Below are 12,978 nucleotides of genomic sequence, written 5' to 3'. Positions count from 1 at the left end.
GTTCCTACATGCCGTCCACGAGCCGCTGCACGCGCTCGTCGTGGGCGCGGAACGGGTCCTTGCACAGCACGGTGCGCTGCGCCTGGTCGTTGAGCTTGAGGTGCACCCAGTCGACGGTGAAGTCGCGACGCCGCTCCTGGGCCTTGCGGATGAACTCGCCGCGCAGCCGGGCCCGGGTGGTCTGCGGCGGCACCGACTTGGCCTCGAACACCTTCAGGTCCTGGGTCACCCGCTCCACCTTGCCGCGCTTCTCGAGCAGGTAGTAGAGCCCCCGGCCGCGGTGGATGTCGTGGTAGGCCAGGTCGAGCTGGGCGATGCGGGGGTGGCCCAGCGGCAGCCCCTGGCGCGAGCGGTACTGCTCGATGAGCTTCCACTTGATGACCCAGTCGATCTCGCGGTCGACCAGCGACAGGTCGTCGGACTCCACCGCCTTGAGCGTGCGCTCCCACAGGTCGAGTGCGCGGGCGATGGTGGGCGTGGAGATCTCGCGGCGGTCGACGAAGTCGCGGGCGCGGGTGAGGTACTCGAGCTGGATGTCGAGCGCGCTGGCCTCGCGGCCGTTGGCGAGGCGCACCTTGCGCCGGCCGGTCATGTCGTGGGAGATCTCGCGGATGGCGCGAATGGGGTTCTCCATCGTGAGGTCGCGCATCACCACGCCCTCCTCGATCATCCGCAGCACCAGGTCGCAGCTGGCGACCTTGAGCAGCGTCGTCGTCTCGCTCATGTTGGAGTCGCCGACGATGACGTGCAGCCGGCGGTACTTCTCGGCGTCGGCGTGCGGCTCGTCGCGGGTGTTGATGATGGGCCGGCTGCGGGTGGTGGCGCTCGAGACGCCTTCCCAGATGTGCTCGGCGCGCTGCGAGACGGAGTACGTCGCGCCCCGCGGCGTCTGCGTGACCTTGCCGGCCCCGACGATCACCTGCCGGGTGACGAGGAACGGGATGAGGACGTCGGCGAGCCGGCTGAACTCCCCCTGCCGCGTGACCAGGTAGTTCTCGTGGCAGCCGTAGGAGTTGCCGGCCGAGTCGGTGTTGTTCTTGAACAGGTAGATGTCGCCCGCGATGCCCTCCTCGTGGAGGCGCTGCTCGGCATCGAGCAGCAGGCCCTCGAGCACCCGCTCCCCCGCCTTGTCGTGGGTGACGAGCTCGACGACGTCGTCGCACTCGGGGGTGGCGTACTCGGGGTGCGAGCCCACGTCGAGGTAGAGCCGCGCGCCGTTGCGGAGGAAGACGTTGCTGCTGCGCCCCCACGAGACGACCTTGCGGAAGAGGTAGCGCGCGACCTCGTCGGGGCTCAGCCGCCGCTGGCCGCGGAACGTGCACGTGACGCCGTACTCGTTCTCGATCCCGAAGATGCGACGGTCCATGGCGTCAGCCTAGGCCGCGGGACCAGCCGGCGGGCGCCTCTCAGCTCACCGGCGGGGCGACCGGCGGCTCGCCCGCGGCGTCACCGGGGTCGCTCGCGGCCGGCGAGGGCGTCTCGGGTGCGGCACCCGCGTCGCGCTGGCCCGAGCCGGCCGGGGCGTCGGCCGGGCCGCGCTCGCCGAGCAGCTCGGTGAGGCGGGCGCCCACGACCCGGGCGAACTTGCGCGGCTGCGTGCGGGTGCGGTCGAGCACCGCCACCTCGAGGTCGGACTCGGCGATGACGCGGTCCTCCCCCTCGCCGCCGTGCCCGAGCGCCGCCACGGCGAGGCGCAGCGCCTCCTCGAGCGGGCAGCCCTCGCGGTAGTGCTCGCGCAGGTAGCCCGCGACGACGTCGGCCTGTCCGCCCATGCAGGCCCAGCCGTGCTCGTCGGCGACCTGACCGTCGTAGGTCAGGCGGTAGACCTGGTCGTCGGCCGGGGTGTCGCCGATCTCCGCGACGAAGATCTCCACCTCGTAGGGCTTCTCGCCACCGCTGGAGAAGATCGTGCCGAGGGTCTGCGCATAGGCGTTGGCCAGCCCGCGGCCGGTGACGTCGCGGCGGTCGTAGGCGTAGCCCCGCATGTCGGCGAGCCGCACCCCGGCGATGCGGAGGTTCTCGAACTCGTTGTAGCGGCCGACCGCGGCGAAGGCGATGCGGTCGTAGATCTCGGAGACCTTGTGCAGCGCCTGCGAGGGGTTCTCGGAGACGAAGAGCACGCCGTCGGCGTACTGCACGGCGACGACGGAGCGGCCGCGGCTGATGCCCTTGCGCGCGAAGTCGGCGCGGTCCTTCATCAGCTGCTCGGGCGAGACGTAGAACGGCGTGCTCACGGGGTGCTCCTCAGGCGGGGGTACGACGGGTCGGCGTCGTCGTCGGTCGGGCGGCGGTCGGGCGGCGGTCGGGTGGGCTCAGGTGAGCGACGCGGCGGGTCCGTCGGGGCGGCGCATCCGGCTGGCGACGACGCGGTCGGCCACGTCGGCCACCTCCTCGTCGGGCAGCCGGCGCCCGCCCGCGGCGGTGATGGTGTGCACCACCGGGAAGATCCGGCGCGCCAGGTCGGGCCCACCGGTCGCGGAGTCGTCGTCGGCCGCGTCGTAGAGCGCCTGGACGACCGCGGTCACGGCCTCGGCCTCGGAGAGATCCTCGCGGTAGAGCTTCTTCAGCGCCCCGCGCGCGAAGAGCGAGCCGGAGCCGACCGAGTGGAAGGCCGTCTCCTCGTAGCGCCCACCGGTCACGTCGTAGCTGAAGATGCGGCCCTGCGAGGCTGCGACGTCGAAGCCCGCGAAGAGCGGCACGACCGCGAGGCCCTGCATCGCCATCCCGAGGTTGCCGCGGATGAGGGCGGCGAGCCGGTTGGCCTTGCCGTCCATCGACAGCGTGGTGCCCTCGATCTTCTCGTAGTGCTCGAGCTCGGTCTGGAAGAGCCGCACCATCTCCACGGCGAGGCCGGCGCTGCCGGCGATGCCGACGGCCGAGAACTCGTCGGCCGGGAAGACCTTCTCGATGTCGCGCTGCGCGATGACGTTGCCCATGGTGGCGCGCCGGTCACCGGCCATCACCACGCCGCCGGGGTAGGTCGCCGCGACGATCGTGGTGCCGTGCGGGGCGAGCTCGCCGGCCTGGCCCGGTGGCAGCGAGCGGCGGGTCGGCAGCAGGTCGGGGGCCTGGGTGGCCAGGAAGTCGGAGAAGGAGGAGGTGCCGGGCGTGAGGTAGGCCGCGGGCAGTCGTGGGGACTGGTCGGGGAACGACACGCCGCTCACTCGCCGCCCTTCTGGATGAAGGACTTCACGAAGTCCTCGGCGTTGGTCTCGAGCACGTCGTCGATCTCGTCGAGCAGCGAGTCGACGTCGTCGTCGAGGGCCTCCTTGCGCTCCGCGACGTCGCTCTCCGGGGCGACCTCGGTCGCCTCCTCGCTCTCCGTCGACTTGCGGGGCTGCTTCTGCTCCTGCGCCATCGCCCGTGCCTCCTCGGGTCTCGCCGGGTCTCGCTGCGGGTCACCCCGCCGTGGAGGCGACCCTACCGATCACTGGGTGAGCGCGGTGAAGAGCGCCTCCGCCGTCTCGCAGCGGTCGAGCAGCTCCCCGACGTGGCGCCGGGTGCCGCGCAGCGGGTCCACGGTCGGGATGCGCTGGAGCGACTCGCGACCGGGCAGGTCGAAGATGACGGAGTCCCACGAGGCGGCCGCGACGTGCTCGGCGTACTTCTCCAGGCAGCGGCCGCGGAAGTAGGCGCGGGTGTCGGGCGGCGGCTCGTGCATCGCGGCCTCGACCTCGGCGTCGGTGACGAGGCGCTCCATGCGCCCGGCGCGCACGAGCCGCTGGTGCAGGCTCTTCTCCGGGCGGACGTCGGAGTACTGCAGGTCGATGAGCGCCAGCTTGGCGTCGTCCCACTCCAGGCCGTCGCGCGATCGGTACTGCTCGAGCAGCTTGAGCTTCGCCACCCAGTCGAGCTCGCCGGCGAGGCTCAGGGGGTCGCGCTCGAGGCGGTCGAGGACCGACTCCCAGCGCGCGAGCACGTCGAGGGTCTGGGCGTCGGCGTCGGCGCCGAGGCGGTCCTCGACGTGCTTGCGGGCCAGCTCGAGGTACTCCATCTGCAGCTGCACCGCGGTGAGCCGGCGACCGTCGCGCAAGGTCAGCAGCGTGCGCAGCGTGGGGTCGTGGGAGACCTCGCGCAGCGCCGCGACGGGCGACTCCACGGCGAGGTCGCGGCTGACCGCGCCGTCCTCGACCATCGCGAGCACCAGGGCGGTCGTGCCGACCTTGAGGTAGGTCGAGACCTCGGCGAGGTTCGCGTCGCCGACGATGACGTGGAGGCGGCGGTACTTCTCGGGGTCGGCGTGGGGCTCGTCGCGGGTGTTGATGATCGGTCGCTTCAGCGTGGTCTCGAGGCCCACCTCGACCTCGAAGAAGTCGCTGCGCTGGCTGACCTGGAAGCCGACGCCGCGACCGTCCTGGCCGATGCCCACGCGGCCCGAGCCGGTGACCACCTGGCGACTGACGAAGAACGGCGTCAGGTGGCGCACGATGTCGGCGAACGGGGTGGAGCGGCGCATCAGGTAGTTCTCGTGCGCGCCGTAGGAGGCGCCCTTGCCGTCGGTGTTGTTCTTGTAGAGCGCGATCTGCTGGCCACCGGGCAGCTGGGCGGCCCGCACCGCGGCGTCGTGCATCACCTGCTCGCCGGCCTTGTCCCACAGCACCACGTCGCGCGGGGTGACGACCTCGGGCGTGGAGTACTCCGGGTGGGCGTGGTCGACGTAGAGCCGCGCGCCGTTGGTGAGGATGACGTTGGCTAGGCCGAGGTCCTCGTCGGTGAGCTGCGAGGGGTCGGCGACCTGGCGCGAGACGTCGTAGCCCCGCGCGTCGCGCAGCGGGGACTCCTCCTCGAAGTCCCACCGCGCCCGGCGCGCGCGCAGCGTCGCGGAGGCGTAGGCGTTGACGACCTGGGACGAGGCCACCATCGGGTTGGCCTGGGGCTGCCCCTGCACCGAGATGCCGTACTCCACCTCGACGCCCATCACCCGGCGCACGCTCATGCGGCGAGCCTACCCACGGGGCCGGTCACCGCTTGGCGAGCACCATCCGGGCGACGTAGATCGCGACGAGCACCAGCACGACGATGACGAGGATGCGGACCACGGGGACTCCTGAGGGGATCGGCCGGTCAGAGGTACTGACCGGTGTTGGCGACGGTGTCGATGGAGCGGCCCGGCTCGGTGCCCTGCTTGCCGGTGATCAGCGTGCGGATGAAGACGATCCGCTCGCCCTTCTTGCCGGAGATGCGGGCCCAGTCGTCGGGGTTGGTGGTGTTGGGGAGGTCCTCGTTCTCCTTGAACTCGTCGACGCACGCCTGCAGCAGGTGCTGCACGCGCAGACCCTTCTGGTCGTGGTCGAGGAGGTCCTTGATCGCCATCTTCTTCGCGCGGTCGACGATGTTCTGGATCATCGCGCCGGAGTTGAAGTCCTTGAAGTAGAGGACCTCCTTGTCGCCGTTGGCGTAGGTGACCTCGAGGAAGCGGTTGTCCTCGGTCTCGGAGTACATCCGCTCGACCGTGGCGCGGATCATCCCGGCGACGGTCGCCTCCCGGTCGCCGCCGAACTCGGCGAGGTCGTCGGCGTGCAGCGGCAGGCTCGGCACGAGGTACTTCGAGAAGATGTCGCGCGCGGACTCGGCGTCGGGGCGCTCGATCTTGATCTTCACGTCGAGGCGGCCCGGTCGCAGGATCGCGGGGTCGATCATGTCCTCGCGGTTCGACGCGCCGATGACGAGCACGTTCTCGAGGGTCTCGACGCCGTCGATCTCGCTGAGCAGCTGCGGGACGATGGTGTTCTCGACGTCGGAGGAGACCCCCGACCCGCGGGTGCGGAAGAGCGAGTCCATCTCGTCGAAGAAGACGATCACCGGGGTGCCCATGCTGGCCTTCTCGCGCGCCCGCTGGAAGACCAGGCGGATGTGCCGCTCGGTCTCGCCGACGTACTTGTTGAGCAGCTCGGGGCCCTTGATGTTCAAGAAGTACGCGCGGGCCTCGTGCGGCTGCCCGGTGCTGCCGGTGCGGGCCGCGACCTTCTTGGCGAGCGAGTTGGCGACCGCCTTCGCGATGAGCGTCTTGCCGCAGCCCGGCGGGCCGTAGAGGAGCACGCCCTTCGGGGGCTTGAGCTGGTGCTCCTGGAACATCTCGGGGTGGAGGTAGGGCAGCTCGACGGCGTCGCGGATCAGGTCGATCTGACCGGCGAGGCCGCCGATCGACTCGTAGGCGATGTCGGGGACCTCCTCGAGGACCAGCTCCTCGACCTCCGACTTCGGGACCTTCTCGTAGACGTAGCCGGCGCGGGAGTCGAGCAGCAGCGAGTCGCCGGCGCGCAGCACGTCGTCGCGCAGCGGCTCGGCGATGCGCACCACGCGCTCCTCGTCGGCGTTGGCGATGACCAGGACGCGGTCGCCGTCGGCGAGGACCTCCTTGAGCATCACGACCTCGCCGACCTGCTCGAAGTCGAGCGCGGCGACGACGTTGAGGGCCTCGTTGAGCATGACCTCCTGGCCGCGGCGCAGGGTGTCGAGGTCGACGGTGGGGCTGACGTTGACCCGCAGCTTGCGCCCGCCGGTGAAGACGTCCACCGAGTCGTCCTCGTTGCGGGCGAGGAAGGTGCCGAAGCCGGCCGGGGGCTGCGCTAGCCGGTCGACCTCGTCCTTCAGCCGCGTGATCTGGTCGCGGGCCTCGCGCAGCGTCTGGGCGAGGCGCTCGTTCTGGCTGGTGACCGCGGCGAGCGAGCGCTGCGTGTCGGCGAGCCGCAGCTCGAGGCCGTGAGCGCCCGGCACGGGGCGCGAGGACTCCCCCAGCCGGCGGCGGAGGTCGGCGACCTCTGCCTCGAGGTAGCGCACCTGGTCCTGCAGCTCCTGCGGGCCGTGCCCCGCACCGTCGTACGTCGACATCGCGTCACCTCCTGTGTGGTCACGACCCTACCCACACGCCGGGTGGTGCGGGAGCGACGCGCGCCTACCCGTCGAGCTGCTCCTCGGCCGACTGCGGGGGCAGCCAGTCGGGGCGCGGACCGGAGTAGTCCACGCCGTACGCACCGGGTGCGGGACGCCGCGACTTGCGGGGCGCGCGCTCCCCGGGCGCCATCCGGCGGGCGGTGACCAGGAAGGCCGTGTGGCCGATCATCTTGTGGCCCGGGCGCACCGCGAGTCCCTCGACGTGCCAGTCGCGCACGAGCGACTCCCACGGCTGCGGCTCGGTGAAGCCGCCGTGGGCGCGCAGCGTCTCGACGACCCGGCTCAGCTGGGTGGTGGTGGCGACGTACGCGCAGACGATGCCGCCGGGCACGAGGGCGTCGGCGACCGCGGGCACGCACTCCCACGGGGCGAGCATGTCGAGCACGATGCGGTCGGCGCGCTCGCCGGACGAGACGAGGCCTTCGGCGAGGTCGCCCAGGTGGAGGGTCCAGGCGGGGTGGTCCCCGCCGAAGAACTGCCGCACGTTGCGCCGGGCGACGTCGGCGAACTCCTCGCGCCTCTCCCACGACAGCACCCGGCCGTGCGGGCCGACGGCGCGCAGCAGCGAGCAGGTCAGCGCGCCCGACCCGACACCGGCCTCGACCACGGTCGCGCCGGGGAAGACGTCGGCCATCGCGACGATCTGCGCGGCGTCCTTGGGGTAGACCACCGCCGCGCCCCGCGGCATCGAGACGACGAACTCCGCCAGCAGCGGTCGGAAGACGAGGTAGGTGCCCCCGGCGGACGAGGTGACGGTGAAGCCCTCCTCGCGCCCGATCAGGTCGTCGTGCTCGAGGTGGCCGCGGTTGGAGAAGAACCGCTTGCCGGCGACGAGCTCGAGGTTGTGCCGCCGTCCCTTGCTGTCGGTCAGCCGCACCCACTCGCCCTCGCGGAGCGGTCCGCGCTGCACGCCGCCCCAGGCCTCGGGGGGCACCTCGCCGAGGGCGGACGAGGGGGTGCTGGTGGCGCTGGGGTCGAGGTCGTCGGAGGGGTCCGGCATGGCCGAGACCCTAGTGGCGGGCCGCCCGGAAGGCGCCATCGACGTCGGCCGTGGTCAGCACGCCGTAGAGGGAGCCGTCGTCGTGCACGAGGAGGTACTCCGGCGCGGGGCGTCGACCGAGCGCCAGCACGAGCTGCTCGCCGGCGAGACCCACCGGCAGCCGGAGGTCGTCGTCGAGCGTGCGGGCCACCGCGGAGACCGGCAGCCACGGCCGCCGCTCCTCGGGCGTGGCGAGCACCGCGGCCTCGTTGACGAGGCCCACCGGCCGCCCGTCGGGGTCGAGGGTGACGATGCTGCCGGCCCGCTGCTCCTGGGCCCGCCGCACCGCCTCGGCCAGCGGCAGGTCGGCGGGGACGCTGACGGTGCGGCGGGCCAGCTCGCGGGCCACGAGCGCGGGCAGGCGGCTGCGCACCCGCGCCGAGGCCATCGCCGCGCCGGCGGCGGTCCAGAGGAAGAGTCCCACCACGAAGGCGAGGACGAAGTCGAGCAGCTCGGGAGGCACGCCGAGGAACCGCTCCTGCGCGAGGGGCCACAGCAGCACGAGGACCGCGGCGGCTCGGCCACCCCACCCGGCGGCGAGCGTGCCGCGGTGCGGGCTGCCGGTGAGGCTCCACACGCCCGCCTTGAGGACCCGGCCGCCGTCGAGCGGCAGGCCGGGCACGAGGTTGAGCACGCCGACGAGCAGGTTGGCGCCGGCGAGGCCCTCGACCGCCAGCTTGAGCAGCCCGTCGGGCGTGACGAACCAGAGCCCGACGGCTGCGGCGCCGACGGCGATCGAGGCCAGGGGCCCCACCACCGCGATCCAGAACTCCTCGCGCGGGCGCCGCGCCTCGCCCTCGACGGCCGTCATCCCGCCGAGGAAGTGCAGGGTGATCGAGGTGACCGGGAAGCCGAGCCGCTTGGCCACCACGGCGTGCGAGGCCTCGTGCAGCAGCACCGAGCCGTAGAGGACGACCGCGAAGACCACGCCCGCGACGTACTTCCAGGCGCCGAGCCCGGGCTGCACCTGCTCCACCCGCGGCGCGACGACGACCGCGATCAGCGCAGCGACGAGGAACCACGAGGAGGAGACCAGGACGTCGCTGCCCGCGACGCTGCCGATCCGGAAGGTGCCCGGGGGGCGTCGCGCGGCAGGACGGCGGTCGGTCTCGGACACCTCACGAGGCTAGCCGACGCCCCGGGCCGCGCCGCGGTCGTCGCCGGTCCCGCCTAGGGTCCTCCTCGTGGACGTCAGCACCGCTCCCCCGCCGCCGCCGGTCTCGCCCGCCGAGGCGCGCTCGACCCGGGTCGACGGCGTGCACGTGCTGGGCGCGCTCTCCCCGAGCCGCGCCGGCGACTTCATGACGTGCCCGTTGCTCTACCGCTTCCGCTCGGTCGACCGGCTGCCTGAGCCGCCGTCGCCCGACGCGGTGCGCGGCACCGTCGTGCACCGCGTGCTCGAGGAGCTCTTCGACGTGCCCGCGGCCGAGCGCACCCCCGACCGGGCGCGCGCGATGCTGGAGCCCGCATGGGAGCAGGTGCTGGAGGCCGACCCGACGCTGGCCGGCATGTTCGACGCCGACGGCGGCCCCGAGGTGGGCCGGTGGCTCGCGTCGTGCGCGACCGTCCTCGACCGCTGGTTCACCCTCGAGGACCCGCGCCGCCTCGAGCCGGCCGAGCGCGAGCTCTACGTCGAGACCGTCCTCGACTCCCGCCTGCTGCTGCGCGGCTTCGTCGACCGGCTCGACGTGGCGCCCAACGGCATGCTGCGGGTCGTCGACTACAAGACCGGTCGCGCGCCGGGGCCGGGCTTCGAGGGCAAGGCGCTGTTCCAGCTCAAGTTCTACGGCCTCGTGCTGTGGCGCACCCGCGGGGTCGTCCCCGCGGTCCTGCAGCTGGTCTACCTCGGCAGCGGCGAGGTCCTGCGCTACGAGCCCGACGAGGCCGACCTGCTCGCCACCGAGCGCAAGGTCGAGGCGGTCTGGCGCGCCATCCGTGCGGCCGAGGAGTCCGGCGACTGGCGCCCGCGCCGCAGCCGCCTCTGCGGCTGGTGCGCGCACCAGGCGCTGTGCCCGGAGTGGGGCGGCACCCCGCCGCCGCTGTCCGGGTCAGAGACCGTGCCGCTCGGCCCAGAGGGCGGCCTGGGTGCGGTCCTGCACGCCGATGCGGGCGAAGACGCTGCCGAGGTGGGCCTTGACGGTGCGGTCGCTGATCCCGAGGCGGGTGGCGATCTGCTTGTTGCTGAGCCCGGCCTGCAGCAGCCCGAGCACCTCGGTCTCGCGCACCGTGAGGGTGGGGCGCACCTCGGCGCGCCGGCCGAGCAGGGCGCGGGCGGCCTTGGGGTGCAGCGGTGACTCCCCGCGGCTGACCGCGCGGATGCCGGCGAGCACGTCGTCGGGGTCGGCGTCCTTCAGCAGGTAGCCCACGGCGCCGGCGTCGAGCGCGCCGTGGATGCGCTCGCTGTCGGAGAAGCTGGTGAGCACGAGGACGTCGGTGCCCGGCACGTCGCGGCAGATGGCGCGCGTCGCCTCCACCCCGTCGGTGCCGGGCATCTGCAGGTCCATCAGCACGACGTCGGGGCGGGTCTCGCTGACCACCGCCACCGCCTGCGCGCCGTCGCTGGCGGTGCCGACGACCTCGATGTCGCCGCTCGCGGTGAGGAACTGCGCGAGACCGGCCCGCACGACCGCGTGGTCGTCGACGAGCACGACGCGGATGCTGGTGCTCACCGGGCGTCCACCTCCACCGTCACGCGCGTGCCGCCGCCGGGTGCGGAGACCACCTCGAGCCGACCGCCGTGGTCGGCGACCAGGCCGTCGAGGCCGCGCAGCCCGTAGTGTGCTCCGTCGCGCCCGGCCGCGGGGTCGAAGCCGCGGCCGTCGTCGACGACGTCGAGGCGGACCCGCTCGTCGACGCCGCGCACGCTCACCAGCAGCGTCTCGGCCTCGGCGTGGCGCAGCACGTTGCGCACCGCCTCCTGGGCGACCCGCCAGACGACGGCCGCCGTGCGGTCGGAGGCGTGGTCGACCCGCTCGACCTCGACGCTCGCGGCGACCCCGGCCGCCGCCGCGGGCGTCGTCAGGTCGGCGAGCGCCGCCTCGAGGCCCGCGGCCTTGAGGTCGGGCGGGTGGATCTCGGCGAGCAGGCTGCGCAGCCCGCGCAGGCTGTCGCGCACCGCCGAGCCGGCACCCTCGAGCACGTCCTGCGCGTCCGCGGGCACCCGCGGGTCGCGGGCCACGGCGGTGAGCGCGAACGCGGTGCCGGCGAGGTCCTGGACGACCCCGTCGTGCAGGTCGCGGGCGATGCGGCGCCGCTCGCGGTCCGAGGAGACGATCGCCGACTGCAGCGCCCGGGCGCGCTCGCGGCCCGCCCGGGTCAGTCGCCGGGTGAGCACCTGCAGCAGCGGCAGCGTCAGCAGCATCAGCGCCCCGAGCCCGCCGAGGGTGATCCAGCGGAAGGACGAGCCGATCTGCTCCCCGCTCTCCTCGATGTCGCCGGGGTCGTAGTAGACCTCGAGCAGCATCGGGTTGCCGCGCCGGTCGACGACGCGCGTGTAGGTGCGCAGCTGGCCGGTGACGTCGCGGTCGGTGAGGTCGGCCAGCAGCCGGTTGTCGGGACGGTCCGGGTCGGCGGGCTCCGAGACCACGCCGCCGCGCTGCAGCACCTCGCGCTCGCGCGGCGTCAGCGGCACGTCGACCTCGAGGCCGCCCTCGGCGTTGGGGAACCACGAGAAGTCCAGGCGACCCGACGGGGACCAGATCGAGACCCGCTCGACGTCGCGGAGCCGGACACCGGAGAAGTTGTCGAGCAGCGCGTCGCCGCTGGCGCCGAGGTGCAGCCGCCGCGGGATGTTGGGCTCGACCAGCGTCTCGGCGAGGAGCACGGTCTCGCGCCGCAGACCTCTCCGGAGTCGGTGTTCTCCGCTCGCAGCACGACGTCGTCGACCCCGATGTGGTCGACCATGCGCCGCACGACCGTGAAGGCGCCCGTGGCGTCACGCGTCTCGCGCGCCGGAGAAGCTGCGCTCGCCGTCGTGGCGCAGCTCCCAGTCGAAGCGCTCGTCGGGCCGGCCGCCGTCGATGCGTGCCGCCACCTCGAGGACGCCCCCGTCGTCGACGACCCGCAGCCGCCAGCTGCTGACGTCGCGGTTGCACGTGCCGGCCCGCTTGGTCACGTCGTCCTCCGCCGCCGCGTGGGCGGAGACGGAGGCCGCTGTGCTCAGCACGAGGCCGAGCGAGACGACGAGACCAAGCCGGGTCGGCATGCGTACCTGCTTCCTCCTGGGCGGCAGTCGGGAGCAGGTCCCCCCGAGGTGCCTCCAGTCTGGGTGTGGGTGGGTCGGAGCGTCCCTTGTCCGGTGGTACTACGACCTGCGCCAGCGAACGCCGGGACCCGCGTGGGCCGGAGGTCCCGGGTCAGGCCCGCTCGCCCCGCACGGAACGGTGCACGGCGGCCAGGTCGTCGAGGCCGAGACCCACCAGGCTGTCGCGGAAGACCCGTCGCTCCCCCGCGTCGACCGGCACGTGGTGGGGCACCACGAGCACCGTGCACCCCGCGGCCGCCGCCGAGGTCGCACCCGTGCCGGAGTCCTCGATCGCGACGCAGTCGGCCGGGTCGACGCCCAGTGCCCGGGCCGCCAGGAGATAAGGCTCCGGGTGCGGCTTGCCGTCGTCGACCTGGTCGCCGGTGACGACCGCGTCGAAGCTGCCCTCCGGCAGCGCCGCCAGGACCGGGTCGACGAAGCGGCGCCACGACATCGTCACCAGCGCGCGCGGCACCCCGGCCGCCGCGGTGGCGGCCAACAGCTCGCGCGCGCCGGGGCGCCACGGCACGGCCTCGCGCACCCGTGCCACCACCCCGTCGAGCAGCTCGTCGACGATCTGGTGCGGCGTGCGGTCGATGCCGGCGTGCTCGCGGATGTAGGCGCCCGACACGAGCAGGTCGTTGCCCACCAGCGCCAGTGCGTGCTCGTGCGACCACGTGCCACCCCAGCGCTCGACCAGGGCGAACTCGGTGGCGATCCAGTAGGGCTCGGTGTCGACGAGCGTGCCGTCCATGTCCCACAGCACCGCGGCGGGCAGCGTGGGCGCGGGTGCCCCGGTCAC

General features: G+C 73.2%; 12 protein-coding genes and 1 pseudogene. 1 reads left to right on the top strand and 12 read right to left on the bottom strand.

Going from position 1 to position 12,978, the window contains the following annotated elements:
• Positions 1-4: 4 nt before the first annotated feature.
• The 8 genes from pafA to BJ989_RS10895 all read right to left on the bottom strand — a co-directional run bounded on the left by pafA (position 5) and on the right by BJ989_RS10895 (position 9,050).
• Positions 5-1,366: a Pup--protein ligase gene (gene pafA, locus BJ989_RS10930; RefSeq protein WP_179518237.1), complete on the bottom strand. Its 1,362-nt coding sequence runs from the start codon at positions 1,364-1,366 to the stop codon at positions 5-7.
• A 40-nt stretch (positions 1,367-1,406) separates the two neighbouring features.
• Entirely contained in the window at positions 1,407-2,234 is an 828-nt protein-coding gene (gene prcA, locus BJ989_RS10925; RefSeq protein ID WP_179518236.1) for a proteasome subunit alpha, read from the bottom strand.
• A gap of 78 nt (positions 2,235-2,312) precedes the next feature.
• Complete coding sequence (gene prcB, locus BJ989_RS10920) at positions 2,313-3,155, bottom strand: proteasome subunit beta (RefSeq protein WP_179519552.1); 843 nt, start codon at positions 3,153-3,155, stop codon at positions 2,313-2,315.
• Positions 3,156-3,160: 5 nt separating this feature from the next.
• On the bottom strand, positions 3,161-3,358 hold the full coding sequence (locus BJ989_RS10915) for a ubiquitin-like protein Pup (RefSeq protein ID WP_179518235.1): 198 nt from the start codon (positions 3,356-3,358) through the stop codon (positions 3,161-3,163).
• A 69-nt stretch (positions 3,359-3,427) separates the two neighbouring features.
• Positions 3,428-4,936, bottom strand: a complete 1,509-nt coding sequence (gene dop / locus BJ989_RS10910) for a depupylase/deamidase Dop (protein WP_179518234.1) — start codon at positions 4,934-4,936, stop codon at positions 3,428-3,430.
• Between the two features lie 128 nt (positions 4,937-5,064).
• On the bottom strand, positions 5,065-6,831 hold the full coding sequence (gene arc, locus BJ989_RS10905; protein ID WP_179518233.1) for a proteasome ATPase: 1,767 nt from the start codon (positions 6,829-6,831) through the stop codon (positions 5,065-5,067).
• Positions 6,832-6,895: 64 nt separating this feature from the next.
• On the bottom strand, positions 6,896-7,894 hold the full coding sequence (locus BJ989_RS10900; protein WP_179518232.1) for a tRNA (adenine-N1)-methyltransferase: 999 nt from the start codon (positions 7,892-7,894) through the stop codon (positions 6,896-6,898).
• 10 nt (positions 7,895-7,904) lie between these two features.
• Entirely contained in the window at positions 7,905-9,050 is a 1,146-nt protein-coding gene (locus tag BJ989_RS10895; protein ID WP_179518231.1) for a M50 family metallopeptidase, read from the bottom strand.
• Between the two features lie 67 nt (positions 9,051-9,117).
• On the opposite strand from BJ989_RS10895, the pseudogene BJ989_RS10890 reads away from it, so the two are divergent.
• Positions 9,118-9,936: pseudogene (locus tag BJ989_RS10890) on the top strand (RecB family exonuclease); the annotation flags it as partial.
• Between the two features lie 45 nt (positions 9,937-9,981).
• On the opposite strand, the gene BJ989_RS18775 reads toward BJ989_RS10890, so the two are convergent.
• The 4 genes from BJ989_RS18775 to BJ989_RS10870 all read right to left on the bottom strand — a co-directional run bounded on the left by BJ989_RS18775 (position 9,982) and on the right by BJ989_RS10870 (position 12,978).
• Positions 9,982-10,602, bottom strand: coding sequence for a response regulator (locus tag BJ989_RS18775; protein ID WP_179518230.1), 621 nt, complete (start codon positions 10,600-10,602; stop codon positions 9,982-9,984).
• Complete coding sequence (locus BJ989_RS18770; RefSeq protein WP_179518229.1) at positions 10,599-11,756, bottom strand: ATP-binding protein; 1,158 nt, start codon at positions 11,754-11,756, stop codon at positions 10,599-10,601. Before BJ989_RS18770 ends, BJ989_RS18775 begins: the two co-directional genes overlap by 4 nt.
• 111 nt (positions 11,757-11,867) lie before the next feature.
• Entirely contained in the window at positions 11,868-12,137 is a 270-nt protein-coding gene (locus BJ989_RS10875; RefSeq protein WP_179518228.1) for a hypothetical protein, read from the bottom strand.
• Positions 12,138-12,288: 151 nt separating this feature from the next.
• Complete coding sequence (locus BJ989_RS10870; RefSeq protein ID WP_343049274.1) at positions 12,289-12,978, bottom strand: HAD family hydrolase; 690 nt, start codon at positions 12,976-12,978, stop codon at positions 12,289-12,291.

This window comes from Nocardioides perillae, from assembly GCF_013409425.1.
Classification (GTDB): Bacteria; Actinomycetota; Actinomycetes; order Propionibacteriales; family Nocardioidaceae; genus Nocardioides; species Nocardioides perillae.
Note: the sequence above shows the minus strand (reverse complement) of the source record. Positions and strands in the feature narration are given on the sequence as shown.

Excerpts from the sequence above, each read along its gene's own strand:
- BJ989_RS10900 (WP_179518232.1), bottom strand. The coding sequence starts at position 7,894 with ATGCCGGACCCCTCCGACGACCTCGACCCCAGCGCCACCAGCACCCCC.
- pafA (WP_179518237.1), bottom strand. The coding sequence starts at position 1,366 with ATGGACCGTCGCATCTTCGGGATCGAGAACGAGTACGGCGTCACGTGC.
- BJ989_RS10875 (WP_179518228.1), bottom strand. The coding sequence starts at position 12,137 with ATGCCGACCCGGCTTGGTCTCGTCGTCTCGCTCGGCCTCGTGCTGAGC.
- arc (WP_179518233.1), bottom strand. The coding sequence starts at position 6,831 with ATGTCGACGTACGACGGTGCGGGGCACGGCCCGCAGGAGCTGCAGGAC.
- BJ989_RS10915 (WP_179518235.1), bottom strand. The coding sequence starts at position 3,358 with ATGGCGCAGGAGCAGAAGCAGCCCCGCAAGTCGACGGAGAGCGAGGAG.
- dop (WP_179518234.1), bottom strand. The coding sequence starts at position 4,936 with ATGAGCGTGCGCCGGGTGATGGGCGTCGAGGTGGAGTACGGCATCTCG.